Source organism: Sinomonas terricola, from assembly GCF_034931225.1.
Taxonomy (GTDB): Bacteria; Actinomycetota; Actinomycetes; order Actinomycetales; family Micrococcaceae; genus Sinomonas; species Sinomonas terricola.
In genome coordinates, this window is record NZ_JAYGGQ010000015.1 from 37,860 (window position 1) to 64,565 (window position 26,706).

24 protein-coding genes and 2 pseudogenes are annotated in these 26,706 nt (G+C 68.6%); 17 read left to right on the forward strand and 9 right to left on the reverse strand.

Going from position 1 to position 26,706, the window contains the following annotated elements:
- Nucleotides 1–261: 261 nt before the first annotated feature.
- Both SPF06_RS17500 and SPF06_RS17505 read right to left on the reverse strand, forming a co-directional pair.
- Nucleotides 262–1,188, reverse strand: a complete 927-nt coding sequence (locus SPF06_RS17500; RefSeq protein ID WP_428985791.1) for a tyrosine recombinase XerC — start codon at nt 1,186–1,188, stop codon at nt 262–264.
- 97 nt (nt 1,189–1,285) lie between these two features.
- A complete protein-coding gene (locus SPF06_RS17505; RefSeq protein ID WP_428985795.1) occupies nt 1,286–1,948 on the reverse strand; it encodes a DNA-processing protein DprA in 663 nt (220 codons plus the stop codon).
- Nucleotides 1,949–2,019: 71 nt separating this feature from the next.
- On the opposite strand from SPF06_RS17505, the gene SPF06_RS17510 reads away from it, so the two are divergent.
- From SPF06_RS17510 to SPF06_RS17525, 4 genes are all read left to right on the forward strand, one after another.
- The gene (locus SPF06_RS17510) at nt 2,020–3,546 is read left to right on the forward strand and encodes a site-specific integrase (RefSeq protein WP_323280417.1); all 1,527 of its coding nucleotides are present in this window, start codon (nt 2,020–2,022) and stop codon (nt 3,544–3,546) included.
- 2 nt (nt 3,547–3,548) lie between these two features.
- The gene (locus SPF06_RS17515) at nt 3,549–5,339 is read left to right on the forward strand and encodes a hypothetical protein (protein ID WP_323280418.1); all 1,791 of its coding nucleotides are present in this window, start codon (nt 3,549–3,551) and stop codon (nt 5,337–5,339) included.
- Between the two features lie 113 nt (nt 5,340–5,452).
- Entirely contained in the window at nt 5,453–7,441 is a 1,989-nt protein-coding gene (locus tag SPF06_RS17520) for a site-specific integrase (protein WP_323280419.1), read from the forward strand.
- A complete protein-coding gene (locus tag SPF06_RS17525) occupies nt 7,438–7,848 on the forward strand; it encodes a hypothetical protein (RefSeq protein WP_323280420.1) in 411 nt (136 codons plus the stop codon). The genes SPF06_RS17520 and SPF06_RS17525 overlap by 4 nt, the downstream gene beginning before the upstream one ends.
- A 552-nt stretch (nt 7,849–8,400) precedes the next feature.
- On the opposite strand, the gene SPF06_RS17530 is transcribed toward SPF06_RS17525, so the two are convergent.
- Nucleotides 8,401–8,853 carry an Lrp/AsnC family transcriptional regulator gene (locus SPF06_RS17530; protein WP_323280421.1) on the reverse strand — a complete coding sequence of 151 codons (453 nt, stop codon included), beginning with the start codon at nt 8,851–8,853 and terminating at the stop codon, nt 8,401–8,403.
- 110 nt (nt 8,854–8,963) lie between these two features.
- Here SPF06_RS17530 and SPF06_RS17535 point away from each other — a divergent pair, with 110 nt between their 5' ends.
- Complete coding sequence (locus SPF06_RS17535; protein WP_323280422.1) at nt 8,964–9,584, forward strand: LysE family translocator; 621 nt, start codon at nt 8,964–8,966, stop codon at nt 9,582–9,584.
- A gap of 263 nt (nt 9,585–9,847) precedes the next feature.
- On the opposite strand, the gene SPF06_RS17540 is transcribed toward SPF06_RS17535, so the two are convergent.
- On the reverse strand, nt 9,848–10,348 hold the full coding sequence (locus SPF06_RS17540) for a winged helix-turn-helix transcriptional regulator (protein ID WP_323280424.1): 501 nt from the start codon (nt 10,346–10,348) through the stop codon (nt 9,848–9,850).
- Between the two features lie 72 nt (nt 10,349–10,420).
- Here SPF06_RS17540 and SPF06_RS17545 point away from each other — a divergent pair, with 72 nt between their 5' ends.
- The 4 genes and pseudogenes from SPF06_RS17545 (at nt 10,421) to SPF06_RS17555 (ending at nt 14,397) form a co-directional block, all read left to right on the forward strand.
- Nucleotides 10,421–11,740: an MFS transporter gene (locus tag SPF06_RS17545; protein ID WP_323280425.1), complete on the forward strand. Its 1,320-nt coding sequence runs from the start codon at nt 10,421–10,423 to the stop codon at nt 11,738–11,740.
- Nucleotides 11,741–11,998: 258 nt separating this feature from the next.
- Complete coding sequence (locus tag SPF06_RS17550; protein WP_323280426.1) at nt 11,999–12,838, forward strand: PhzF family phenazine biosynthesis protein; 840 nt, start codon at nt 11,999–12,001, stop codon at nt 12,836–12,838.
- A 536-nt stretch (nt 12,839–13,374) separates the two neighbouring features.
- A pseudogene (locus SPF06_RS22160) lies at nt 13,375–13,539 on the forward strand (LacI family DNA-binding transcriptional regulator); the annotation flags it as partial.
- Between the two features lie 57 nt (nt 13,540–13,596).
- A complete protein-coding gene (locus tag SPF06_RS17555; RefSeq protein ID WP_323280510.1) occupies nt 13,597–14,397 on the forward strand; it encodes a LacI family DNA-binding transcriptional regulator in 801 nt (266 codons plus the stop codon).
- 77 nt (nt 14,398–14,474) lie between these two features.
- Here the strand turns inward: SPF06_RS17555 and SPF06_RS17560 are convergent, their stop codons facing one another.
- Nucleotides 14,475–15,251, reverse strand: coding sequence for a helix-turn-helix transcriptional regulator (locus SPF06_RS17560; RefSeq protein ID WP_323280427.1), 777 nt, complete (start codon nt 15,249–15,251; stop codon nt 14,475–14,477).
- Nucleotides 15,252–15,300: 49 nt separating this feature from the next.
- Between SPF06_RS17560 and SPF06_RS17565 the strand changes: the two genes are divergently transcribed.
- Complete coding sequence (locus SPF06_RS17565) at nt 15,301–15,759, forward strand: DUF2000 domain-containing protein (RefSeq protein ID WP_323280428.1); 459 nt, start codon at nt 15,301–15,303, stop codon at nt 15,757–15,759.
- A gap of 47 nt (nt 15,760–15,806) precedes the next feature.
- Nucleotides 15,807–16,487 (forward strand): organomercurial lyase, encoded by a 681-nt coding sequence (locus SPF06_RS17570; RefSeq protein ID WP_323280429.1) that lies wholly within the window; start codon nt 15,807–15,809, stop codon nt 16,485–16,487.
- 83 nt (nt 16,488–16,570) lie between these two features.
- Here the strand turns inward: SPF06_RS17570 and SPF06_RS17575 are convergent, their stop codons facing one another.
- Both SPF06_RS17575 and SPF06_RS17580 read right to left on the reverse strand, forming a co-directional pair.
- Nucleotides 16,571–17,584: a sugar phosphate isomerase/epimerase family protein gene (locus SPF06_RS17575; RefSeq protein WP_323280430.1), complete on the reverse strand. Its 1,014-nt coding sequence runs from the start codon at nt 17,582–17,584 to the stop codon at nt 16,571–16,573.
- Entirely contained in the window at nt 17,581–18,768 is a 1,188-nt protein-coding gene (locus SPF06_RS17580) for a Gfo/Idh/MocA family protein (RefSeq protein ID WP_323280432.1), read from the reverse strand. The genes SPF06_RS17575 and SPF06_RS17580 overlap by 4 nt, the downstream gene beginning before the upstream one ends.
- Before the next feature lie 149 nt (nt 18,769–18,917).
- Here SPF06_RS17580 and SPF06_RS17585 point away from each other — a divergent pair, with 149 nt between their 5' ends.
- From SPF06_RS17585 to SPF06_RS17610, 6 genes are all read left to right on the forward strand, one after another.
- Complete coding sequence (locus SPF06_RS17585; RefSeq protein WP_323280434.1) at nt 18,918–19,967, forward strand: LacI family DNA-binding transcriptional regulator; 1,050 nt, start codon at nt 18,918–18,920, stop codon at nt 19,965–19,967.
- 267 nt (nt 19,968–20,234) lie between these two features.
- Nucleotides 20,235–21,281 (forward strand): sugar ABC transporter substrate-binding protein, encoded by a 1,047-nt coding sequence (locus tag SPF06_RS17590; RefSeq protein WP_323280435.1) that lies wholly within the window; start codon nt 20,235–20,237, stop codon nt 21,279–21,281.
- A gap of 102 nt (nt 21,282–21,383) precedes the next feature.
- Complete coding sequence (locus tag SPF06_RS17595; protein WP_323280436.1) at nt 21,384–22,448, forward strand: ABC transporter permease; 1,065 nt, start codon at nt 21,384–21,386, stop codon at nt 22,446–22,448.
- Between the two features lie 6 nt (nt 22,449–22,454).
- Nucleotides 22,455–23,297, forward strand: a complete 843-nt coding sequence (locus SPF06_RS17600; RefSeq protein ID WP_323280437.1) for an ATP-binding cassette domain-containing protein — start codon at nt 22,455–22,457, stop codon at nt 23,295–23,297.
- 184 nt (nt 23,298–23,481) lie between these two features.
- Complete coding sequence (locus SPF06_RS17605) at nt 23,482–23,817, forward strand: helix-turn-helix domain-containing protein (RefSeq protein ID WP_323280438.1); 336 nt, start codon at nt 23,482–23,484, stop codon at nt 23,815–23,817.
- Nucleotides 23,818–23,937: 120 nt separating this feature from the next.
- Nucleotides 23,938–24,315: a hypothetical protein gene (locus SPF06_RS17610; protein ID WP_323280439.1), complete on the forward strand. Its 378-nt coding sequence runs from the start codon at nt 23,938–23,940 to the stop codon at nt 24,313–24,315.
- Between the two features lie 29 nt (nt 24,316–24,344).
- On the opposite strand, the pseudogene SPF06_RS22165 reads toward SPF06_RS17610, so the two are convergent.
- Both SPF06_RS22165 and SPF06_RS17615 read right to left on the reverse strand, forming a co-directional pair.
- Nucleotides 24,345–24,893: pseudogene (locus tag SPF06_RS22165) on the reverse strand (DNA-processing protein DprA); the annotation flags it as partial.
- On the reverse strand, nt 24,893–26,470 hold the full coding sequence (locus SPF06_RS17615) for a YifB family Mg chelatase-like AAA ATPase (RefSeq protein WP_428985792.1): 1,578 nt from the start codon (nt 26,468–26,470) through the stop codon (nt 24,893–24,895). The gene SPF06_RS17615 and the pseudogene SPF06_RS22165, both read right to left, overlap by 1 nt.
- Between the last annotated feature and the right edge of the window lie 236 nt (nt 26,471–26,706).

A 26,706-nucleotide genomic window follows, 5' to 3' on the forward strand; every position in this document is an offset into this window, starting at 1 on the left:
GTGCGTGACCAATGGTTGTTTCAGTTATCGGCAGCCGCTCGACGCAAGGCACCGGGCGAGGCCGCCATCGGCACCCATTCTGCCGGACCATCGCACATTCCGCCAGCAGCGCGCCGCGACGCGCCGAGAGGATGGCCAAACGTTGCCTTCTCGTCATGCAGCGGAGGCGCGGGGATGCCGTGGCCCAGACCGCCAGGGCTAGGAAAGCCGGGTCGGAAGGTCAGGGCCCGGAAAAGTCAGGGCTCGGGCGCGCGACGCGGGCTAGGCACGCGGATGCGCTTGGACGTAGCTCGAGCGGAGTCGCTCGACGGAGACGTGTGTATAGAGCTGGGTTGTCGCGAGGCTCGAGTGGCCCAGCAATTCCTGAACCGAGCGGAGGTCCGCCCCGCCGTCGAGAAGGTGCGTCGCGGCGGTGTGACGGAGGGCGTGCGGCCCGCTCGCGGCAGTGTCCCCGAGACCATGAAGCGCCGAGTCGACGGTCTCCCTCGCTTGCCGCTGGCCCAGCCGACCGCCGCGCCGCCCGAGGAACAGGGCAGAGCCACTGTTCGCGATCACAAGCGCACGGCGAGCGCCGAGCCATCGGACCAGGGCATTCGCCGCGGGGAGGCCGAAGGGCACGGTGCGCTCCTTGTTGCCCTTTCCGAGGACGCGGATCGTCAGGGCTCCAAGATCGACGTCGTCGATGTCGAGGCCCACGAGTTCGGAGACCCGGATCCCTGTCGCGTAGAGCAACTCGACGAGCGCCACGTCGCGGACGGCCACGGGGTCTCCGCCGTCCGCCGCCTCGGCGAGCCCCGAGAGCATGCGGCGCGTCTGCTCCGCGTGCAGAACCTCGGGAAGATGCTGATGGCGTTTCGGAGATCCAAGCCGAAGCGCCGGATCCGTTTCGAGGAGCCCTTCGCGGACGGCCCACGCGGTGAAGGACCGCACCGCCGCAGTGCGGCGAGCAAGCGTCGACCGCGACAGGCCGGACTCGCTTTGGCGCCCTAGCCAGCGTCGGAGCTTCGCGAGATCGATGTCCTTCAATGCGCCGGCCCCGTCCTGTTCGGCGGCTCCGAGCATCGAAACCAGGTCGCCCTCATAGGCCCGAACCGTGTGCGGAGAACGTCCTCGCCCCAATTCGAGATGACGGAGGAAGCCCTCAAGAGGTTCTCTCAGTCCCGGAGCGAGGGGCGATTCTTCGTGCACAACCCCACTTTCGTGGCCCGGCCCGCCGAGTACAAGGCGACACTCCCGTTGCCTGCCGAACCGACGTGACTCCGCTCCACGACGGATCTGGCCCGGGTCATTCGTCCTCCTTCGCACGCCTCCAGCCATCCCCTGACCTTGCACACAGGCCCTCAAGCTGAAGCCTGCCCAGACCGGCCCTCACCTGCCCCGGACTCAGCCCCGCAACAGTGGCGATGCTGTCCACGGACGCCCCGCTGCGCAATGGGAGTGAATCGAGCACGAGGACATCTTCGATGGACAGCCCATCGTGGACAGCCTTCCTGCCTCGATCGTCGTCGGGAAGCCCCTCGCCCATGGGCGCAACGAGTTCCCACACCTCCTTCGCGTCTGTCACGCAGACCGCCGCGCCGTTGCGCAGGAGACGGTGGCAGCCCACCGAGTTCACGCTGTATACCGGACCGGGCACGGCCCCGATGAGGCGACCGATTTCCGCGGCGTGATTCACCGTGCTGAGCGCTCCGGATCGGGCCTGTGCCTCGACCACAATGGTGACGCCGCCGAGCGCCGCGATGAGCCGATTCCTGCGCAGGAACCGGTGCCTGGTCGGGGCGCCGCCCGGCGGCACTTCAGACACCATGAGCCCGCGGCGGGCCACGGCCCGCAGGAGCTCCTCGTTCCCCGACGGGTAGTAGCGATCGGCACCTCCGGCCATGACCGCGATCGTCGGGAGAGCCGAACCCGTCGAGGCCAGCGCCGCCCGATGGGCTTGCGCGTCGATGCCGTACGTTCACCGCCCCTCTCAGGCGTGTTGCGTCTCCTTGGCAGAGTCCGCCGGACATCATTGGGCCCATGACGGATGGCCGGACGACCTGGCAGGTCTTCTTTGCACCAGATCGCATCGATTGGGCTGGTGATGAGCTTCTAAGCCGGGCGCTGTTGTCGTTAGCCGATGATGAGGACTCGTCGAGTGCGTGGCTGCCGTGGGCCGGGCGTCCTTTCTTCTTGAACGATGCTGGCGGTCCTCACGTTGCCTTGAACGGCTTCTTCGGTGGCGCGAAGATGCGCAACCGCGCCGCGTCGACGAACCGCCGATATGCGTACACGCTGTCCGTGTGGGTGAACTTCCTCGCAGCGCGGGGCAAGGGCTGGGATTCGGCGATCGAGGACGATGTCATGGACTTCAAGTTCTGGCGCCGCAGCGACCCTCGCAACCCGCGCCGCGTGTCCGGGTCGGCATGGGCGAGCGATCTGGCCGCGCTGGCCATGTTCCATGACTGGGCCCGCCGGGTAGTGGATGGTCCTCCGTTGTTTGCGACTGCCGACGCAGGCGGCCGGTTCCGGATGCCGTTTGCCGGAAGCCGCGTTCGCGGAGCGGACCTGCGGCCTTCGACGATTCGCGGGGCGGACGTCAAATGGCTTTCCCCGCGGGCATATCGCCGCTGGCGGGATGTCGGCATTCACGGCTTGACCCCGTCGGGGACAGAGCGCACGAGGTGGCGTCCCCGTTCCCAGTCGCGGGACGCGGCGTTCGTCGATGGCCTGTACGGCAGCGGGCTTCGCCTTCAGGAGTGGAGCAGCGTCCTGACGCTCGAGCTGGACCGCGAGGTTTCGAGCGGTCAATACGCGTCGTTCCGGCTGGCGGATGCCTGCGCCAAGGGGCTGCACGGGCACGGCTATTGGCTGCGGGGCGATGTGCTGGAGCAGGTGGCCACCTACAAGGAGACGGAGCGTGCAGCCGCTGTGCGCTCGGCCCGCGAGAGCGGCCTGTACGAGGGGATGCGCGGGCGCATGGTCATCGAGGAGGCCCGGGGCGGGGTGCTTCGGGTGAGCACCCTGCGTGGCGGGACGTCCTTCCTGTCCACTGTCCAGGTGAACGATCTGTCCCCAGCCGAGAGGCTTCGGCTGTTGGTGCGCACTACAGACGGACTCGAACCGGCCGTGCTGTGGCTGAACGAGGACGGCAGCCCGCGGCCGAAGGACGCGTGGTACAAGGCGTTCGCTCGCGCGAACGCGCGAGTGAGGAACGCCGGCATCGACCGGCTCGAGTGCCGTCCCCACACCTTAAGGCACAGTTTCGCGCTTCGCTGGTTCGCCGTGGGCCGGCTGATCTGGTCCCGGCAGATCGAGGGCATGGACGCCGAGCACCAACGCGACTTGCGCGAGCAGTTCGGCGATACATGGTCGCTGGTGCAGACGATGCTTGGGCACTCGGACGTGAACACGACGAAGAACATCTACCTTGAGCCGTTCCGAGGGCTGGAGACCCGACTGTTGTTGGAGTACGGCAAATCGGTCCTCGACGCGGAGCCGTTGCTGGCCGTCCTCTCCGGCGACCCCAGGGTGCGGCTGCTCGATGAGACCGAAAGGGGACTCTGACGTTGCGCGCCTCGCTGCCGGAGAGACCATATGCTCGGCCCGATGCCGTCATCGACACAGGCGAACGGCTCCTTGTCCGGTTTGTGCCCGAGGCCGGCGGACCGGGGAAGGACTTCGAATTCCGCAGGCTCGGCCTCGCACCTGAGATCGAGTCGGCCATCGTGCACGGTTTTGCTCGCGCCTGCGGCCCGGCCGGCTCCCGCAGGACGCTGGAGTCGGTGAAGACCCTGTACGCCGGGGCCCGAGTCTTCGCCCGGACGCTGAACGAGCTCCCATCCCCACCAGGGTCGCTCAACGCGCTGGCCCCTTCTCACATCGCACCGTTCAGGCTCCGGCACACCCGGTACACGAACTCGCTGCTTCAGGTCTTCCGGGTACTGTTCCGCCCGGTCGAAGGCCTTCCCACGGCGTTCCGGGAGGCACTCTACGCACCCCACGGGCCGGCGGCCCAGTCCGGGACGGTGTCCGCGTACACGGATTCCGAGGTACGCCGCATCCAACGGGCCGCACGCACCGAGGTCCGAAGCGCGCTGGCCCGGATCCGCAAGGCCGAAGCCGAGCTCACGGAATGGGAGACCGCCGGTCAGGGCGCCGACCCGGAGGCTGGACGGCGCGGCGCGCTCCTCGCGCAGGTGGCGCGCACCGGGGACGTGCCCCGGTGCCGCGACGGCCGGATCAATGAATCCAAGGCCCACCGCGGGGCCCTTGATCTGCTCCGCAGCATCTTCCCGAGCTCCTCGGAGGTGACGGCACTGGCGGTACTGCTGGTCTGCGTGAGCGGGCACAACCTGAGCACGGTGTGCAATATGACCGCCTCGCACCTGCGCGTCGACGACCAGCTCGAGGAAGAGCCTCTTGTCTTGACTCGCGCGTCCAAGCCGCGCCGCGGCCGCTACGGCGCAGAGATGGACCTAGCCCTGACGCAGGATGGTTTCCCAGCTGGCGGCCCGGACGACTACGCCTCAGCCGCCGGCGTGTACCGCCTCGCGGTCGAACTGTGCGCCCGTGCCCGGGCCGTGGCCGGCACCGATGCGCTCCTAGTGTTCCACGGCACTGGCCCGGCCGACCGCACTCCAGGCGGGGCCAGGATCCGGCCGCTGCCCACCCACGCACTTGAGTGGTGGCACGGGAAGACTCCCGACGGGGGCCTCCTGCCCCGCGTGGACTCCCGCCGTCTCAGGCTGGCATTCGTCCAGCGCCACCAGCGCCCGGTCGCCCACACGGCGGCGACGCTCGCCACAGAGTACCTGGCCAAAGACGCCGCAGCACTCCCCGAATACCAGGCCATCGTCGGCAACGTGCTGGACAACGAGGTGGAGCGCATCCGCCTCGGCCACAGGATCCTCACCCTCACCGACACAGAAGTGCGGGAAGCGGCCATCGACCCCGAACCGCTTGCCCAGAGGCTTGGAACCACCGTGGAGCGGCTGAAGCTCCTGCTGGAGGGCCGGCTTGACACGGTGGCCACCGCCTGCATCGACCACACCAACAGCCCACACTCTCCAGCCGGAACCGCGTGCACCGCCTCCTTCCTGCTGTGCCTGGGCTGCCCGAACGCGCGCTCCGAACCCAGGCACATCCCCATCCAGACCGCGATGCTCGAAAGCATCACCCGTCGCCGCGCCGAGATCCCAGCCGTGGAATGGGAGGAACGCTTCTCCGTCGCACACGAGCAGCTGACCGACCTGCTCGACCGGCAGCACGCGGGCCCCAGGTCCGCAGACGAAGGGGCCAGCGACGAGGACCGGGCCCTGGTAGAGCTGGTGCTGGACCGCGGATTGGACCTGCGATGACCGCCCAACTGCCGCAGAGGACTAGCCCGTTCGACGACGACACCGTGGTGCTCGCTCATCGCCCTCTCCGCCCGGATACGCCCAGGGCAGTGCTGTCCCGCTTCGGAGATGCCGTGTGGGACCTCACCCCGGGGATCTTCGAAGACCACTCGCAGAAATACAGCATCAACTTCGGCCACTTCCCACCCGCCTGGGAGCAGTCCGTGAAGGCCTACGTCTGGATTCTCATCAACAATGAGACGCCTCGGCCAGTGCAGGGCGGGCCGAGCAGTCCCAAGCCCCTGGCCCTGTCCAGCATCGCACGGCTGCCGACCCACCTGCGCCGCCTGGTCTCCTGGTTCGACGAGCGCGGCTACGACTCCCTCCAAGGCGCCAGCCCCAGCGTGCTCGACCGGCTCCTGGCCGAAGTGGGCGAAACGGGTCTCGGGTTCACCCAGAAGAGGCAGATCATCACCGAGACCAGACGCCTGTGGGTCTACCGGGACATCGTGCCGCAGCAGCTGCGCCTGCCGGACGCTTCACCGTGGCAGGAAGAAACGGCAGGGGACCTGCTTGCCCACCGCCACAGAAGACCCGGCAACCTCACCCCGCGCATCGGCGACGAGACCCTCGTCCCGTTGCTGGCCTGGGCCTTCCGCTTCATCGAGGACTTCGCCCCCGACATCACCGCCGCCTACCGCGAGTACTGCGCACTGCTCAGTCGCGGGCACAGGCACACCCCGGCGGGAGCCCGCGAAACCCCGGCCCCGGGCTCCCGAAAACCGATCCTGCACGCCGTCCTCGAGCGACTCCGGGACCTCGGGCTGGGCCTACCGGGGCAGCCCGGACCCGACGGGGACCCGGTGATCAACTGGTGCCATCTGGCCAGGCTCACCGGATTCCTGGGCGCCACCCACGCCCTCTACGACCGGGACGTCGTCGTCGGCAGCGGCTTGGGCGTGGACACCGACAGCTACCTCACGACCAGATGCACAGCCCAGCTGGACGGACGCCTCTGGCACGGGCCCTTCATCGCCTGGGAGGAAGCCATCCCGCTGGCCGTGCACCTGCAGACCGCCTGCTTCATCGTCATCGCCTACTTGTCCGGCATGCGTCCCGGAGAGGTGCTGAACCTGCAACGAGGCTGCCACAACGAGAACCCCCGCACCGACATGCATGAGCTCCATGGCACAAGGTGGAAGAGCGCACGCAACCGTGAAGGCGCAAAGATCCCCGAGGGGCAGATCCGGCAGAACCCCTGGATCGTCCACCCCATGGCTGCCCGGGCCGTGGACGTGCTCGAAGACCTCCATTCGATGGATCTGCTCTTCCCGCGCACCCTTCGCCCCCAGGCCGTGCGGTGGTACACGCCGCGCGCCGACGGGCGTGCCGGCAACGGCCAGACCACCCCGAAGACCACCGGCGACATCGCCTCCTTCATCCGCTGGGTCAACGAGTACTGCGCGCGCCGCCAGCACAGCGACAGCATCCCCGACGACCCCGACGGCCGCATCACCCCCAGCCGCTTCCGCCGCACCCTGGCCTGGCACATCGTCCGGCGCCCCCGCGGGCTGGTGGCCGCTGCCATCCAGTACGGCCATATCGCCGACCTCGTAACCCAGGGATACTCCGGCAGCTACGACTCCGGCTTTCCGAACGAGCTGGCCATGGAAAGATGGCTCGAGCGCATCGAGCGGATCACCGACATCGACCACTACCTCGAGGCCGGCGGGCACGTCAGCGGCCCCGCGGCCGAGAAGCTGCGCGAACGCACCGGCCTAGCCACCGCCAAGTTCGCCGGCCGAACCCTGCCCACCCGACGACAGGCCGACAAGCTACTCCAGGACCCCTCGCTGCAGATCTTCAAAGGCGACGGGCTGCACTGTGTCTTCGATCAGGCAACAGCCCTCTGCGCGCGGGACACGGACCGCCCCAACCTCGGCCAGTGCCGCAGCGCCTGCTCCAACATCGCCCGCACCGACGCCGACGTCCTCGAAGTCCAAACCGCCCGAGACCGGCTCTCCCAAGACCACCTCGCGCCCCCCATCCGGCACGAGCGCACCCGCAAGGTTTCCGATCGCCTCACCGAAATCATCATCGACCACGAGCAAGGACTACCATGACGGACCCTGATCCCGAGACGATCCGCAAGGCACTCCGGAAGGCCGCGGACGACCTTTTGGAAGGCCGCGCAGCCGGGCCCCTGACCGGCGTCCGCTTGGCCGAGCTGGCAGGAGTCAAACGGCACCGCCTGACCCACGACAACCCAGACATCAACACAGCCTTCCAACAGCGTGCGCGGGAGATCAACCTCAGCAAGCCCGAAGTCGACCGCCTTCGCAGCCAGCTCGCCCATGAGCGCGAGCGCGGCGGCCGCCTCGCCCTGGAACGCGACACGCTGGCACGGCAGCTGCGCAACTACGCCGTCGCGCTCCTCGCGGTCACCGAAGAACGCGATCGGCTCCTGGATCGGCTGCGGGCCTCCAGCAAGGTCACGCCCCTTCGCCGCACGGACGAGCTGAGCGAATGAGCAACTTCCCCTGCAGCCAGCTACGAGGTCCGGGACAGGGCCTCTGCAGAGAGGCAGGCAACCCGTCTGCACTGACCGCGACAGCGTTTGTATCGCATAGCGATACAAACGCTGTGGCGGTGCTTGGCTGAGACGTTCCGAACGCCCGGCTTCGTTCTCATGGTGACGGTCGCGCCGCGCGAAGATGTTGATTGTCCAGGCAGCCGTCTAGGGCTGGGAAGCCGGCCGATCTGTTTGGCCAGGACGGAGTCTCCATTGGTTTTGACGGCTTTGGCCCCGTGCCGCGGTGAACTCGCCAAGGCCCGGGCCGTAGAGCTCCGTGCGACCGCAGCCAAGTACGGGCGATATGTGAATCCGTGAAGGGTCCGGCGCGAGACCCTGATCCACCGAACGCGAACCAGTTCGAGGCTCCTATCGGTGTTGTCGGAGTTGAGGTGCGGCTGTATAACAACGAGGGACCGGGTACGACGTCGCCAACCTGAGCGTTGCCCACAGAGCTTGACTGATTCGTACAGAGCCTGACTGATTCGTGGCCGGGTCTGCGGGGTCTGCTCAGAGCGGCAGTGGGCGGTTGTCGACGATGTTCTTCATGACGAGGGTGGAGCTGAGGCGCTGGACGCCGGGCAGGGTGGCGAGGTGGTCGTCGTAGATCTTCTGGAAGGCCGTGCGGTCGCGGGCGATGACGCGCAGGAGGTAGTCGGGGTCGCCGAAGAGCCGCTGGGCCTGGAGCACGTAGGGGATGGCGGCGACGGCGTCCTCGAAGGCGTCGAGCGTGCCCCTGACAGCCTCGCGCATGGTGACGAAGACGAGGGCTTCGAAGGTGAGGCCGAGCACGTCGGCGTCCAAGTGCGCGCGGTAGCCGCTGATGGCTCCGGACTGCTCCAGGGCCCGCAGGCGGCGGTGGCAGGGGGAGACGCTGAGGCGGACGCGCTCGGCGAGTTCGGTGAGGGTCAGGCGCCCGTCCTGCTGCAGCTCCGCGAGGATTTTCCGGTCTATCGCGTCCATGGCAAGAATCTTTCCACGCTTCGAGGCTCCAGCGGAAAAAGTTGGAAGCACTTCCCGGCCGTTCCACCCTAACCTTCCTAAAGGGGCTTCTGGGGAAGGGAAGTGAGGCCATGGCAATAGCGAGCATCGCGGCGTTCTGGGCGGTGTCGTTCCTGTTCGTGGTGACGCCGGGGGCGGACTGGGCGTACGCGATCGCGGCAGGACTCCGGCACCGGTCGGTCCTTCCCTCGGTGGGTGGTCTCCTCGCCGGGCATCTCGCGGCCACCGCGGTCGTCGCCGCAGGGCTGGGTGCTGTCGTGGGCGGCACCCCGTGGCTGCTGACCGCCCTGACCATCGCGGGCTCAGCCTATCTGGTATGGCTGGGGATCCAGACGCTGGCCCGCCCCTCGGCCCCGCACGCGGCAACCGAGCAGGAAGCTGCTGGCTCGTGGGTGCGGCAGGCGGTCAAGGGTGCAGGGATCAGCGGGCTCAATCCGAAGATGTTCCTGCTGTTCCTCGCGCTGTTGCCGCAGTTCGTCGACCGCGGGGCCGTGTGGGCGCCTGCGGCGCAGATCGCGATGCTCGGGCTGGTGCACGTGGCCAGCTGCGCGGTCGTCTACACCGGGGTGGGCACGGGAGCCAGGGTGGTGCTGCGGGTACGTCCGACGGCGGCGCGCACCGTGGCACGCTTCTCCGGCGTCGCCATGGTCGGCATCGGAGCGCTGCTGCTGGTCGAACGGCTCATGCAGTGAGTTGGCACCCCTTGAGGGCACTGGGAACCGCGGCCCTTCCCGGACGCCAACCTGCTCCTGCTCCACGGCACCAGGCCCGTCGTCGTGGACAGCGGCTTCGTCGGCCACGCACGCGAAACCGCGGACTCGGTCCACGCCCACAGGCCCGCGGCCTCGAGCTGGTCGTGAACACCCGCTGGCATTCCGACCATGTCGGCAGGAACGCGCTCCTGCAGGCCGCGGGTGCCGGGATCGCCGCCAGCACCCCGGACGCCTGTGCGTGGTCAGCGGCTGCCGAGGACTCCGGCGGCGACGAGGTCGTCGCGGGCGTTCCGCCATGGCTTGATCCAAGTCATCTGCTCGGGCACGAGAGGCTCCCCGCACACGCTGCACACCTCGCCCCGGGTGGTCTCGTTCCCGCAGGCCCGGTGCACCATCGGCATGTGCCCGCCGTTCGCGGGCATGGCGGTGTGCCTCTCTCCCCAGAGGGCGAGCTGCTGGAGCACGGGCAGGAGCTCGGCGGCGGCCTCGGTCGCCGCGTACCCCTGCCGGGTACGGCCGCTGTCCTGGTAGTCGACGCGCTCCAGGAGCCCGGCATCGACCATTCCCCGCAGGCGCCGGCTGAGCACCGCTTCCGAGATGCCGAGGTTGGCGTGCAGCGAGTCGAATTTCCCGCGGCCGTGGAGCACGTCCCGGATTATCACAAGCACCCATGGGTCCCCGAGCACGTCCAACGCGCGGCGGATCGGACACAGGTCCTCGGACCAATCGGATCGCAGCGGCATCGCTTTACCATCCCCTCCCGCCTCGGGTAGAGTCCCCCTGGACCCATGACTTCGTTCAAGAAAGTTTACTCCATGCCATCGTCTCCGCCCACTGCCACCCGCCGCCGCCGTGTCCACCCGGCATGGTGGGTTGCCGGCGTCGCGTTCCTCGCGCTGTTCGGGGCGGCCGGGTTCCGCGGCGCCCCGGGTGCGCTGATGATGCCGCTGCAGATGGAGTTCGGCTGGTCGATGAGCGTGATGTCGCTGGCGGTCAGCGTGAACCTGGTCCTGTACGGCCTCGCCGCCCCGTTCGCGGCCGCGCTGATGGACCGCTTCGGGATCCGCCGCGTCGTCTCGATCGCCCTGCTCCTGGTCGCCTGGGGGGCCGCAGGCAGCGTCTTCATGACGGCATCGTGGCAGCTGCTGGTGTTCTGGGGCGTGCTCATCGGCGCAGGCACCGGATCGATGGCGCTGGTCCTGGCGGCCACCGTCGCCGAACGGTGGTTCACAGCCCGCCGCGGCCTGGTCATGGGTGCGCTCACCGCCGGGCAGGCGACCGGGCAGCTGCTGATCCTGCCCCCGGTGGCGAGCATCGCCGAGGGCGTGGGCTGGCGCCCCGCATCGCTCCTGATCGGGGGTGTGGCGCTGGCCGTGGTCCCTCTGGCGCTGTGGATCCTGCGCGACTACCCGGAAGACCGCGGCGTCCAGCCCTATGGGGCGGACCCGAAGTCCTATGAGGCGCCGGAACGGGCCGCGGGCGGGGCATTGAAGCGCGCGATCGACGGGCTGGCGTTCGCGGCAAGACGCAAGGCGTTCTGGGCGCTGGCGATCGCCTTCGCCGTGTGCGGCGCCACCACGAACGGGCTCGTGGGGATCGATTTCATCCCCTCCGCTCACGACCACGGAATGCCCGAAGTGACCGCCGCCGGCCTCCTCGCAGCCGTCGGGGTGTTCGACATCTTCGGCACGATCGCCTCGGGCTGGCTGACCGACCGCTTCGACCCGCGCAAGCTCCTGGCCGTCTACTACACCTTCCGCGGGATCAGCCTGCTCGTGCTGCCGTGGCTGCTCTCCGACCGGGTGCATGTGAACATGATCGTCTTCATCGTCGTCTACGGCCTCGACTGGGTCGCCACCGTCCCGCCGACCGAGACCCTGTGCCAGTCGATCTTCGGCGACCGCGGCACGATCGTGTTCGGCTGGGTGTTCGCGGCCCACCAGGTCGGGGCCGCCCTCGCCGCGCTCGGCGGCGGCATCGTCCGCGACGTCTTCGGCGAGTACACCTACGCCTGGTGGGCAGGAGCCATCATCTGCGTTCTCGCCGCCGTCCTGTCGATGCTCGCCAAGAAGTCGTCCGGCGCCCAACGCGAGCCCCAGCCCGTCCCGGCCTCGGCGACGGGAACCCTCGACTGATTCAAAGCCCACGCGGGCGCGTCCTTCGCCCTGAAGCCACCGCGGGCTCGCGAGACTCCCCTTACGTGCGCACCGGTCCTGGCTCGCCGACGCCACGCCGCTCCTGAGCCGGTCACCCGAGGTGCTCCCGGCCGACCTGCTCGAGACTGTGGTGCTGGCGGCGGCGCCATAGAAGACGCGACCGGCCACGCGGACCGGCACGCCCCAGGGCTCCCGCCCGACCCCCGACCACGACCACCAACCGTTCAAGGAACCCTCATGATTGATTTAGCGTTCGCCCAGGTCGACGTATTCTCCGCCACTCCCTATCTCGGCAACCCTGTGGCAGTCGTGCTGGACGCCGACGGGGTGAACGACGAGGCGATGCAGCGTCTGGCGCGGTGGACGAACCTGTCCGAGACGACCTTCGTCCTGCAGCCCACGACCCCCGCGGCTGACTATCGGCTGCGCATCTTCACCCCGGGCGGCGAGCTGCCCTTCGCCGGGCACCCGACCCTCGGCTCCGCGCACGCCTGGCTGGAGCAGGGCGGCCGCCCGCAGTCAGAGCAGCGGATCGTCCAGGAATGCGGTGCGGGCCTGGTCGAGGTGCGCCGGAACGACGGCGCCCTGTCCTTCGCGGCCCCGCCGACCATCCGCTCCGGGCCGCTCGAGGAGGCCTACCTCACGGACATCGCCTCCGCCTTCGGCATCGGCCGTAACCGAGTCCTGGCCCACCAGTGGGTCGACAACGGCCCCGGCTGGGCCGTCGTGCAGCTCGCCACCGCGGAGGAAGTCCTCGCGCTGGAGCCCGAGCTGTCCGCGATCCCCAATGCTATGGTCGGTGCGATCGGCGCCTACCCTGAGGGCTCCGAGCACGCGTTCGAGATGCGCACCTTCGCGCCCGGAGTCGGCGTCGCGGAGGACCCCGTGTGCGGCAGCATGAACGCCAGCGTCGCCCAATGGCTCGCCAGCCGGGCGAACAGCCCCGCCGCCTACCGCGTCTCCCAGGGCGCGCGCGTCGGACGGGCCGGGACCATCGAGGTCAGCAGTGACGCCGCAGGCAACGTCTGGATCGGCGGGAAGACCACCACCTGCATCCATGGAACCATCACGCTCTAGAAGCAGCGCGATCTCCTGAACGTTCAACCCAAGGTCGGCGCCTCGAATCCGTTCGTTCGCGCGACCCCCGGAACCTAGTCAGCTTCTTTGGATCCGCCGAGGACATTGTGTAACGAGACCGGGCCCGACGGGGAAGCGGGCGTACACGGTGGCGCAGATCGCCGCCGGGTTCGGTGTCAGCCGGCCCACCATCCACTGGTACCTCAGTCAGGTCCTGAACTGACCCGTGGCTGCGCGGAAGCCACCCCGCTGGCCTGGCTCAGGACGCGAGGAAGCCTGTCTTCACGCCGGATGACGTTGTGATTCACACAGGCGGCTACCCCATTTGCACATGCGTTCGAAACCCAAGGGCCGTCTAACGCCGCTCACCATTGCCGAAGAGTCAGGCCCAGTCCCTCGTGTGGGAATGCGCCCTCAGGATCGCGGCGAAACGCCAACGGGATGGGGGTCGGATCGGGCGTCTAGTATGTCAAGTGGATTCAGAAAGGCCTCCGGTGGCAGCCGGTGATGGGAAACGCATTCGAGATGACGCGCTGATGCTCCAGGATCGGGATCGGGCCCCTACCCGTCGCGTGACCTTGGAGGATGTTGCCAAGCGGGCCGGTGTGTCGCGTGCGATGGCCTCCTTGGTGATCAGGGAAGAGCCGGGTCCCACATCCATGACGCGCTCGAGGGTCTTGGCCGCGGCGCGTGCGCTCGGCTATCGGCCGGACCGTCGGGCAAGGTCCTTGGCCAGTCCGACATCTCGTTTGATCGGTGTGACGTTCGGTGGAGGCGGTCGCTTCCATTTCGACCTGCTCGAGGGTCTCTATGCCGCCGCGGCCGACCACGGGTACGACCTGATTCTCAGTGCTGTGACCCCTGACAGGGGTGAACAGCAGGCGCTGGAGTCCCTTGCCGACTTCAGATTCGATGGACTCGTGATGCTCGGTCCGCCCGTGGCGGAGCCGGGGATGGCGGGGAGCCTTCCCGTGGCCGTGATGGGGTGGAGCGTCGAGGACGATTCCGTCGATGTCGTCCGGACCTCTGACGTGCACGGCATGTCCTTGGCCGTAGACCATCTGGTTCAGCTTGGCCACCGGCGGATCGCCCATCTGGACGGTGGCAGCGGTCTGGTGGCCGTTGCGCGACGGGAGGCCTATATCAAGGCAATGGCAGAACGAGGGCTCGGAGACGATGTCCTCATCGTCTCCGGCGGCGAGGACTCCTTGGCCGGACTCCGAGCAGCGGGAAAGCTGATTGCCGCGGCCGAATTGCCCACGGCGGTGGTCGCGTTCAATGACGATACGGCCGCGGCGGCGGTGAGCCTCTTCGCTCAAGAAGGGATCGATGTTCCCGGCAGGATTTCGGTGATCGGATGGGACGACAGCCATCTCGCGCAGAATCCCGACTTCGATCTCACCAGCGTCGCCCAGCGTCCACACGAGATGGCACGGGTCGCGATCGAGCGGATCGTCGCGCGATGCGACGGGTCTGAGATCGGAGAACGTGAAGTCGTCCTTGAGCCGACGCTCGTTGTCCGATCCAGCACGGCCCCGCCGTCCGCGGACGTTCTCTAGCCCTAGCGGTAACGCTGAGTTTCGAGTGCGCCTCCGTGCTGTGGCGGGCTCAGCTCAGGCGAGACGCGACGCCCGCATCATGCCGCGAAGGTGCCGGGTGTGGTTCCCAGGACTCGTCGGAAATGCCGTGTGAGATGTGCCTGGTCGTGGAATCCCGCCTCTGCGGCTGCTTCCGCGGGCGCGCGGCCTGCGAGCAGGAGCCGTCTTGCCAGGTCCACCCGGCGTCCTATCACATAGCGGTGGGGGGCTATGCCGTAGGCCTGGGAGAACGCGCGCACCAGGTGGCTCGGATGGGTGCCCAGGATCCGCGCTGCCTCCGTGATCGTGAACGATTCGTCGAGCCTGTCGTCGAGCATCTGGCGCAGCCGTCGTGCGAGCGGCACGTCCCGCGGTGGCGACGACGCTGTGCCGAGGTGCCCTTGGACGATCTCCTGGAGAGAGAGGATGCCGTACTCGGCCGCCATCATCTCCCCCGGGGAGCGGAGCGCTGCGTGGATCCCCGCCACCGTGGCGGCCGCGGCGTTGCCTTGGAGTGTCGGCCGGGCGACGGTGGCGTCCGCGAGGCGCGCCGGCAGCCAGCCCTCGTCGAGATAGATGACGCGCTTGCGGTATGTCTCTCCGCCGACGGCGGAACGCCCGTTGTGCGGCACGTGCGGGGGAAGGAGCGTGACCGAATCCGGCACGGCAAAATGTCCGGTGCGGTCGAGATCGTAGGCGACCGCGCCGTCGTCGACCATGAGCACTGCCCACGCGTCGTGGGTGTGCGCCGGGTAGACATGGTGCTCGAAGGTCGCATGCAGCACCTCGCGCACGAACGGCACCGTAGGATGCCACACCCGCACGGAATCATCCATGCAAGAAATGTACAAGACAGGCGCAGACGGCGGCGCCGAAGCTGGAAGCATGCACGAGAAGACGATCGCCGCAAAACCCTCCCGCGACGAAGTCCCCGTACGCTTCGACACGAAGGTTGCCGTGGTGTTGAGGGACGATCTGCTGCCCTGGCAGGAGCTCAACGTCACGGCCTTCCTCATGAGCGGCATTGCGACCAGCGCGCCGGATCTCACGGGAGATCCATACCGCGACCTTGACGGCAACGCATACCTGTCGATGCTGCGCCAGCCCGTGCTGGTGCTCTGTGGCGGGGCCGAGATGCTGGCAACCGCTCGCGCGAAGGCGCTCGGCCGCGGGATCACCCCCGCCGTGTATACGAGAGAGCTCTTCGCCACCGGTCACGATGAGGCCAACCGGGCGGCAGTCGCGGAGGTTCCCGCCGGCGAACTCGACCTTGTGGGCATTGCCCTTCGCGGGCCGCGCAACGTTATCGACCGCATCATCAAGGGCGCACGAATGCATGACTGACGGCGAATTCAGCGAGACCAGAACTAGAGCAGCTGAGGAGACAATCCGTGAACACCACCCAGGCACGCCGAGTGCGCGACCTCGTCTACGAGACATTCGCGCGTGAGGGGCGGGCGCCGTCGATCGCCGAACTCGCGCGCACCACGGACAGCTCTGTCGAGGACATCCGGAGCGTCCTGCACAGTCTGGCCGACGACCACGCGCTCGTCATGAATGGCGACGGCGATGCGGTGCGCATGGCGCACCCATTCACCTCTGCGCCGATGGCATTCGTCGTCACCCCGTCGGACGGGCACGACGACCGCCGCTGGTGGGGCGGATGCGCCTGGGACTCGTTCGGCATCAGCGCGGCCCTGCATCTGGAGGTCCGCGTGGACACCGCGTGCCCGCAGTGCGGAGCCCACATCAGCTTCCGCACCGGACCAGACACGCCGCCGCCCTCGGATCTCGCGGTCCGGTTTCCCCGACCCGCGCGAGAGTGGTGGGACGATGTCGTGGCCACCTGCACGATGATCCGCATGTTCTGCGACCGCAGCCACGCCGAGCAGTGGACCGAGGCCAATGCCCCAGGCAGTGGATACATCGCCGACGCGAGATCCGTCTGGCGGCTAGCCGGCCCATGGTACGGTGACCGCCTGCACCCAGATTTCCAACCGCACAGCCGCGAGCACAACCAGGGGCTCCTCGACGACTGCGGCCTCACCGGCCCCTTCTGGCGCCTTCCCTGACCAATGCGCGACAGCGGCTCCTCGGCCGCAGTCCGACCGTCGCTCCTGCGGGCCAGGGACCCTTGCAGGAGCGACGGCTCAAGCTAGGCCTCGGCGAGGACCCCGACGGAGCGAGCCGCGTCGAGGAGGACCTTGGAGGCGACCTCGAGGCCCTCGATGCGGCCGAGGGAGGTGTCCTCGTGCTCGATGTTGACCATCATCTCCGAGTCCACCTCGTACAGCGCCTTGAGGAACTCGGCCCAGTAGGCGGTGTCGTGCCCGCGGCCCAGGGCCACGAAGTCCCACGCGGAATCCTTGGGCCACTCGTTGGCCCACTCGTCGCCGCCGAGGTTGGTGCGGTTCTCCTCCGGGCGCAGGCGGCGGAAGCGGTTGTCCAGGACGCCGTAGAGCTTGGCGTTCTCGGTGTTGATGCGGACGTCCTTCGCGGCCGCGTGGAATACGAGCGGTCCAAGTTCGCGGACGACGGCGACGGGGTCCATCTGCTGCCAGAACAGATGGGACGCGTCCAGCTCGACGCCCACGTTCGTCGCCCCGGTGAGCTCGATGAGCTTGTAGACGTCCGCGGTGTTGAACACGATGTTCTGCGGGTGCAGCTCGAGGGCGACCTTGACCCCGTGGTCGGCGGCCAGGCGGTCGGTCTCGCGCCAGAACTCCGCGGCGATGCCCCACTGGTAGTCCAGGACGTCCAGCGCCGCGGAGTTCCAGGCGTTCACGATCCAGTTCGTCACCGTCGCCCCGGGCTCGCCCCCGGGCAGCCCGGACATCGTCACGACCCGGTTCTGGCCCAGGCGCTGCGCTAGCCGGATCGAGCGGCGGACGTCCTCGGCGTGCTTCTCGCCGATCTCCGGCTTGGGGTGCAGCGGGTTGCCGTTGCAGTTCAGGCCAGCGATCGAGACACCGGTTCCCTCGAAGATGCCGAGGTAGTCATCCCGGGCCGCGTCCGAGACCAGGATCTGGTCCATGGTCGGCACGTGCACGGCCGGGAGGAACCCGCCCGTGTTGAGCTCGATCCCGCTCAGGCCGAGGCCCGCGATGACCTTGAGCGCCTCCGGAAGCGAACGGTCGTGCAGGATCGCGTTGTAGACGCCAAGCTTCACAGGGAGACTCGCTTTCCGTTGTTCTGCGCCGACGCCGCCACGGCGTCGAGGATCTCCATGTTGCGCACGCCCTCGTCGAACGTCGCGCAGCGCGGCAGGGACTCGGACTCGGGCAGGCCCGCCACCTCTTCGAGGAAGGCGCGCGCCTGGTAGCCGAAAGCATCATTCTGGCCGAAACCGACGCTGGGCGCGTCCATGGCCAGGCCGCCCGCGATGTACGGGTGGTCCGGGCCGAGGATGACCTGGCGGTAGCCGTTCTCCGAGGCCGAGCCCTCGGAGAGAAACAGACCGATCTCGGACGGGCGGCGCTGGTCGAAGAGCGCTGCGCCCTTCTCGCAGAACACCTCGAACATGAGCGAGTTGGCGTGGCCCGCAGCCACACGGGAGACGGAGAGCGAGCCGATGCACTGGGCAAACTCGGCAGAGAAGGAGGCAACGTCGTCGTTCTCGACGGGCTCGAACGTTTCGCTCACCGCCGCGTGGTCGTGGCCCATGACGGCGCCGAGCGGGAGCGGGCGCTTCGTGATCGCGGTGGAGAGCTGGCCGCCCGAAACAGCCTGGATGTCGCCGCAGAGGAACTCGCCCACATAGGCGAGGTGGCTGCCGACATCCGCCAGCGCTCCGGAGCCCGGGGCGCCCTTGTAGCGCCAGCTCATCGGGGCCTGGGGGCTGCATCCGTAGTCGGTCCAGTACCGGCCGCTGAAGTGCAGCGGGCGGCCGAGCGTGCCGTTCTGGATGAGCTCGCGGATGGCCGCGATGCCGGGCGTGCGGCGGAAGGTGAAGCCGATGCGGGCGAGGGTGCCGCGGGCCTCGGCGGAGCGCGCTGCGTCGGCCATGGCGCGGGCGTCAGCGAGCGTGTCGGAAAGCGGCTTCTCGCACAGGACGTGCTTGCCGGCCGCGAGCAGGCCCTCGACGACCTCGCGGTGCAGGGAGTTGGCGATGACGATGCTCACGACGTCGATGTCGTCCGCCTCCGCGATCGCCTGCCACGAGGCGTCGTGGCGCTCGTAGCCGAAGCGACGCGCGGCGGCCTGGCCGAACTCGGGGTTGACGTCGCCGATCGAGACGAGGCGGATCTGGGGGAGGGTGGGGCGGTAGAGGGTGCTCGCAGTGCGGTAGGCGGCGGCGTGGGCCTTGCCAGCCATGCCGGCGCCGATGACGGCGACGCCGAGGGACTCGGACATGCTCTCTCCTTTGAGGCGGGAAGGGACGGAAGTCTTGTGCGGAGGATGTCTTGGAGCGCTCCAGCAATGAGATTACGAACACAGGTTTGTCCTGTCAATATCCGAAATATGGCGGGGTGTCTCGCCCCGGCGAGTGCCATGATGATCGCGTGCCAGCCCGCCCGACCCCTGCATCCGCCATCACCCGCCCGACGATCTACGACGTCGCCCGCCGGGCCGGCGTCTCGAAGTCCCTCGTCTCGCTCGTGCTGCGCGGCGAGCCCCATGTGAGCGATGCACGCCGTCAGGCGGTGCTCGAGGCGATCGAGGAGCTCGGCTACCGTCCGAGCCGGGCAGCGAGCGCCCTTGCGAGCCAGCAGACCCGCTCTGTCGGGGTGCTGATCGACGACTTCCACAACCCCTGGTTCGTCGAGCTCCTTGCAGGCCTGCGCTCCGTCCTGGACCCGGCCGGGTACTCCGCGAGCGTCGCCGACCTCCAGCTCGAGGCGGCCTCGGGCCGGAACCCGGTGGACGGCTTCCTCGCCCAGCACGTCGATGCGCTCGTCATCGCCGCCGAGCCCGATCCGGGCCTGCTGCAGGGCGTTCGTGTGCCGGTGGTTGTGGCGGGTGTCCGCGAGCTTGGACCGGCGGTGCTGCCCGGGGCGGACGTGGTCGCGGGCGATGACGAGCGCGGAGGCGAGCTCGCCACTGCCCACCTGCTCGACCTGGGCCACCGGAACGTGGGGCACCTGACCGGCCGCGGCGGCCCCGCCGCCCACCGCCGGCGCGGCTACGAGAAGGCGATGGCGGCAGCCGGCCTGGAGCCCCTCGTCGTCGGAGCGGGCGGGGGGACCTCGGAGCAGGACGGCTACTCGGGCGCGCTCGAACTTCTGGACTGCCGTCCGCCGGTCACGGCGATTATTGCTGCGAATGATGTCATGGCCGTCGGTGCCCTGGCCGCCCTGCGGGAACGGGGGCTGAGGGCACCGGCGGACGTCGCCGTCGTCGGCTACGACAACTCCCCGCTGGCCGCCTACCACTACCTGGCCCTCACAAGCGTTGACCCCCGCAGCCGGGAGATCGGCGCCGAGGCCGCCCGCACGCTGCTCGCCCGCCTGCAGAACCCGGACGCGCCGAGACGCCATGCCCTCATCGAGCCCACGCTCGTGACCCGTCCGAGCACGGCAGGGACCCGGCGCAGACAACTCCACGAGCCCTAGCACGCCCCGCCCACCGCCCCAGGCGAACCCTCAAGCGGCGGACCCCCCACCACCCCCGCCCTTGCACAGGCCCGGCCCTCCGGCCGCCCACCCACGACCCCTTGCACCCCATCTGCACGCCTCTTTCTCAGAGCGCTCCAAATTGTATGGACAAAGTATTGACATCCAGCCGCCGCTTAGGTCATCGTGTGAGTGGCATCACACCGATGGCCATGATGTGGACCGCTCCATATCGGTGCGGTCGGCTCTGAGAAAAGGAAGTTGCTGATGACGATGAAGTCAATTGCCCGTGCGGCGCGGAACCGCCGGGTCCTGGCCGTGGCCGGGGTCCTCGCCGTGCTGGCGACGAGCGCGTGCTCCCAGTCCGGGAACTCCTCGGGCTCGACCAGCGGCGCCGCCGCCGGCGGCAGTGGCAAGGCCAAGATCTTCGTCATCGGCGGCAAGTCCGATGACCCGTTCTGGTCCAAGGTCAAGCGCGGCGTCGACGACGCGGCCAAGGTGGTCCAGGCCCAGGGCGGGTCGGTGACGTTCCTGGGCCCGCAGAACTACGACAACCTCGGCCCCGACGCGGCCAAGCTGATCGACTCGACGCTGAGCCAGGGCGCGACCGCGGTCATCGCCCCCGACTGGGTGCCCGACGCCGAGGACTCGGCCCTCAAGCACGTGACCGGCCAGAAGGTTCCGCTCTTCATCTACAACGCCGGGGGCCTCCCGGCCGCCGACAAGGTCGGGGCCGTCAACTACGTCGGCAGCGAGGAGTACACCGCCGGCAAGGCCGGCGGCACATACCTCGGGCAGCACGGCGCGAAGCACTCCCTGTGCGTGAACACCCTGCCCGGCTCGACGAACACCGAGGACCGCTGCCGCGGCATCGACGACGGCATCAAGGCCAACGGCGGGTCATCGACCGAGCTCCCGCTTCCCTCGTCCCAGTTCGGCAACCAGACCGCCGTGGCCCAGGCGATCAAGGCGGCGCTGCTGAAGGACTCGAGCATCGACTCGGTGGTCACGATCAGCACCTCCGACGCCGGCAGCGCGGTCAGCGCCGTCCAGCAGGCGAACCTCACGGGCAAGGTCAAGCCCGCGACCTTCGACATGGACACGGCAACCCTTAACAACATCAAGAACGGCACCACGCTGTTCGCGATCGACCAGCAGCCCTACATGCAGGGCTACCTCTCGGTGTCCATGGCCAACTCCTACGTCGCCTACGGCCTGAACCTCCCGCAGCGCCCGATCCTGACCGGCCCCGCGATCATCGACTCGCAGAACGTCGACCAGGCCCTCTCAGGCGAGCAGGCCGGCGTCCGCTAACGACGACGAGCCGGGCCCCGGAATGCCCCAGGGGCCCGGCTCCCGACCCCCGGACGCGTCAAAGCCGTCGCGTCCCCTGTACTTAAGGTGGTAGTCCAAACCATGGCAGTGAATACGACCCACGGCCCATCCGGGGTCTCCGCGAACCGCAAGACGCGGACCGCGTCGTCGCCGACCTCGCTCGGCTCGCTCCTCCGCCGGCCCGAGACCGGCGCGCTGATCGGGACCGTGGCAGTCTTCGTCTTCTTCGCCATCTTCGGCGGCGGACAGTTCCTCTCCAGCGGCGGCGCGGCCAGCTGGCTCAACGTCGCCGCCGAGCTCGGCATCGTCGCCATCCCTGTCGGGCTGCTGATGATCGCCGGCGAACTCGACCTCTCCGTCGGCTCGGTCATCGCCACGAGCTCGATGACCACGGCCATCGTCTCCGGCTACTGGGGCCTGCCCACCGCCGTCGGCATCATCGCCGCCCTCATCGTCGGAGGCGTCATCGGCTTCGTCAACGGGCTCCTGGTCACCCGCACCAACGTGCCCTCCTTCGTCGTGACCCTCGCGACCAACTTCGGCCTCGCCGGCACCACCCTCGGCTTCTCCCGCGTCATCACCGGCACCACGAGCGTCTCGCTCGCCCCCGAAGACTGGGCCAAGAGCATCTTCGGCACCCTCATCGCGGGCCAGTTCGAAGTCGCCATCTTCTGGTGGATCGCCGTCATCCTGGGCGTCGGATGGTTCCTGCACTTCGCCCCCCGCGGCAACTGGATCCTCGCCGTCGGCGGGGACACGATCAGCGCCCGCTCCACCGGCATCCCCGTGGAGAAGGTCAAGATCGGCCTCTACATGAGCTCCGCCCTCGGGGCCTCGCTCGTGGGCGTGATCCAGACCATCCTCTACAACGGAGCCCAGGTCGCCAACGGCCAGGCCTTCGTCTTCAACTCGATCATCGCAGTCGTCGTCGGCGGCGTCCTGCTCACCGGCGGCTACGGCTCGGTCGTCGGCGTCCTCCTCGGAACCCTCACCTTCGCCATCGTCAGCCAGGGCATCTACTACACCGGCTGGAACTCCGACTGGGCGGCCCTCATCCTGGGCATCCTTCTGCTCGTGGCGGTCCTGATGAACAACACCTTCCGGAAGATGGCCCTGTCCTCCGGCACCCCGAAGAAGAAGGCCTGACCCCCCATGACCGTTCCGTTCCTCAAGCTGACCGACATCTGCAAGTCCTTCGGCTCCACCCAGGTCCTCAACGACATCTCCCTCGAGGTCAAGCCCGGCGAGGTGCTCTGCCTCCTCGGCGACAACGGCGCCGGAAAGTCCACCCTCATCAAGGTCCTCTCCGGCTTCCACGAACCCACCTCCGGCACCATGGAGGTCGAGGGCGAGCCGGTGAAGTTCAAGAGCCCTCGGGACGCCAGCGACCGCGGCATCGCCACCGTGCACCAGTTCGGCGGCACCTTCCCCCTGATGAGCATCGGCCGATCCTTCTTCGTCGGCGCCGAGCCCAAGAGGGGTTGGGGTCCGTTCAAGCGCTTCGACAACAAGTTCGCCGGCGAGGTCGCCGTGCACGAGATGCGCAGCCTGGGCATCACCCGCATCACCGACGGCAACCGCCTCGTCGGCGGCCTCTCCGGCGGCGAGCGTCAGGCCCTGGCGATCGGGCGCGCGGTCTACTTCGGCGCCAAGCTGCTCATCCTCGACGAGCCCACCGCGGCGCTCGGGGTCAAGGAGGCCACCCACGTCCTGCGCATCATCATGCAGGCACGCCAGAAGGGCCTCGCCGTCATCCTCGTCACCCACAACGTCCTGCACGCGATGAAGGTCGGGGACCACTTCGCCGTCCTCATCCACGGCGCCCTCGCCGCCGACTTCCGCAAGGGCGAGCGCACCCGCGAGGAGATCACCGACCTCATGGCCGGCGGCGAGGCCATGGCCGAACTCGAAGCCGAAATCGCAGCCTACGAGACCGCCCACGAGGGCCACGCCCCCGAAGCCGGAGACCTCGAGAGGATGCTCAACGAGAAGTGAGCCGGCCCGTCCCGGAGCCGGGCCGGCAAACAGTCGGGCCCGGCTCCGAGAGACGGCCGCCGCAGAGGACGAGCCTGCAGCCATGAACCCCTTCCAGGACTCCGTAGGCCCCCGAAGAGGCAACCGGCCCAAACCCAGACTCCGGGTGACTACCCGTGGGCACGATGCAAGGAAGGAAGGCCGGATGCCCATTCTCGACCCGAGTCTGCTGGCCAGTCCCGCGAAGCTTCACCTGCTAGCCCTTCTCCTGGAGAGGATGGACACGGTCGGCGATCTGGCATCGGCGCTGGAGATCTCCCCGTCCAGTGTCTACCAGCACCTTGCCTGGCTCCACGGGCGGGGCTTTGTGACCAGCTCTGTCCAAGGGCGGAGGAAGACATTCGTCCTCGCCCCCACAGTCGATGAGAGAGCACTGCGGCACGCGCTGCTCAACGCAGCCCTGCAAGGCACCGCGATTCGCAGCGGCGGGGCCCATCTGGACCACCTCCGCGAGTGGGCATCGACTCCGAAGGCCTCCTGAGCGAGCCCCGACTGCGCACTTCGGCATTTCGCCCCATCCTCCGCGGCGCACGATCGGAAGCGCCGAGGCGGGGGCGGCGTATACCACTGCAACGAAGGCGATCGCCGAGGAAGGAGAATCGTGGATCCGACGCCGTCCGAAGCGACCAAGAGATCTCTGTACACACTGGAAGCGCTCATTCGCGTCGCGTCGACGGTCCATCGCGCCGCGGCTGCCGACCTCGAGCAGGCCCTGGCTCTCGGAAATCAGGACGAGGCCATCCCGGTGCTGCTCACTGGTGCCTCCATCCTGGCCCGGGCCGAGTTCGAAGACCGCCCAGAAGGCCTGAGCCTCGCAATCCTCGACCGCGCAGAGCAGATCCTGCACGACACCCTCCGACTTCCCCGAGACCGTACCGGATCCTTCGCTCCCGCATCCACCCTCGCCCCTCGTGGCCGGCCGGATGCAGCCGTCCCTCGGCGACCGCTAGCCATGCTGATGAAGCAACAACAGATTTGAGGTAAGTGAATGTTGACTCCCCCGCTCACGACCGTGATCCCGCGGTCCACGAGGCCCTTCGAGATCTCCCCGGCCACTTCGAGGCCGTACGCGGTGGCAGCCCGCGACCCAACCACGGCCACACTGCGCCTCAGCGCTGCGACGCGTTCTTCCCCGCGGACCCAGAGCGCGATCGGGGCTTGGACACCGAGGTCGTCGAATCCCTCCGGCCATTCCGCGTCCTCAGGGATGATGAGCCGACCTCCGAAGCGGGCGATGGTCTCGAGGTCGCGCTCCGGCGCGAGTTGGGGAACCCGACCTCGCCACCGCTCCTGAGCTGCCGAGACTCCTTCCCAGCGCTTGGCGCCGCACTCGACGGCCAGCTGCCCGATCTCGGCATCTCGGCCGGCCTCAAGGCGCGATCGGCCGGTCGCCACAGCAAAGGCGGCACCCGGACCGATCGTCGCCACGAGGGCGGCCCCGGTGACATCCCCCGGTTCGATGAGCCGGGTCAGCGCGGCGCGTGCGATCCGCACGTCCTCCAGTCCTTCGTCGATCGGAACCCCGAGGCCAGCTCCCCTGAACTGAACGCCTCCCATCAGCGACTCCCCTCGGTCGTCCGGAACAGCAATGCTTGGCCCACGTCGTCTCCGTCCGGCACGTCATGCCCAGCAAGGTCGGCGATAGTCCATGCGAGGCGAAGCACCCTGTCGTATCCTCGCGCCGTCAGAGTGCACCGCTCGAGCGCCTCCTCGAGCGTGCGGACGACCGATCGGGACGGCAGAAACGGCCCGCGGAGAAGGCGGCCGGGAATCTCGGAATTGGTGTGGAGGCCGTAGGGAGCGAGCCGTTCGGCCTGCCGCGCACGAGCCGTCTTCACGCGGGCCGCGACCACCGCTGAAGATTCGTGAGGTTCGTTCGCGGCCAGATCGTAAGGCGACGGCGGCCGCACGCCCACCTGGATGTCGACGCGGTCGAGGAGCGGCCCCGAGAGCCGGGCAAGATAGCGACGACGCACCTGCGGCGGACACGTGCAGAGAAGGCCCTTGCCCGACGACTGGCCGCACGGACAGGGGTTGGCGGCGAGCACGAGCTGAAATCGCGCGGGGTACGTCGCATGACCTGCTGATCGGTGTATCGAGACCTCACCGCTTTCGAGCGGCTGACGGAGCGAGTCTAGGGTGCGCCCCCCGAATTCGGGCGCCTCGTCAAGGAAGAGGACTCCCCGGTGGGCTCGCGAGGCCGCGCCGGGCCGCGGGATTCCCGAGCCGCCGCCGATGACGGCGACCTGGCTCGCGGTGTGGTGGGGGCTCTCGAATGGCGGTCGGCGCACGAGTTCCCTCGTCGCGCTCGGGAGCTTCGACAGCGAATGAATCGCAGTCACCTCCATCGCAGCCTCGTCGTCCAGGTCGGGCAGGATCCCCGGCAACCGCTCGGCCAGCATGGTCTTCCCCACTCCGGGTGGGCCGAGCATGAACAGGTGATGCCCACCCGCCGCAGCGACCTCGAGCGCAGCACGGGCGTCTGACTGGCCGGCAACGTCGCGGAGGTCGGGGCTCCCGCTCCCTGGGACCACCCCACCCTCGCTTTCGGAACCCTCGCGGCGTAGCCCGCCCTCGGCCCGATCCGAGTCTGGAACGGGCTCGGGAAGAACCACCTTGAGCGGATCCGCCCCGAGATCGAGTGCGAGCCCGCCGAGGCTCTCGTACTCATGGACCCTCGCCCCGGGGACAAGCCTGGCCTCGGGGCCGTTGGCGGCAGCCACGATCACATCGGGGTACCCGGCACGCACGGCCGCCATGACCGCCGGCAGGATGCCCTGAACTGGCCGCAGCCGCCCGTCGAGGCCGAGCTCGGCGATGAATACCGTATCGGCCGGCGCGCGAATGTCCCCCGCAGCGGCGAGGGCCGCGACCGTGATCGCGAGGTCGAACGCGGTACCCCGCTTCGGCAGGGCCGCAGGCAGGAGATTGACCGTGATCTTCCTCCGGCTCAACGGCACGCCCGAGTTCTGCGCCGCCGATCGGACCCGCTCCTTCGCCTCGGTCAACGCCGAATCCGGCAGCCCCAGCAGCACGAAGGCCGGAAGCGTCTGGCCGATATCTGCCTCGACCTCGACGAGATAGCCGTTGAGCCCTACGAGACCGACCCCGAGCGCCCGTCCGAACCCGCTCACGTGCACCGCCCATCCCACGCGGAACCGTGCCCCCGGTCTGGCACGATCTCCCCGAACCAACCCGCCCCCGGCGGTCTTGCGCCCTCGAATTCCCCCATGAATCCACCCTGCCTGACCGCACGCAGGGCCGTCGCGCCATGCAAGCCGCATGTGGACGACGCCCCGGAAATACCTCTGTGGAGGAACACAGGGAGCGCGCCGAACCCAGCGAGATTCGACAGCAAGCATCCAGTAGG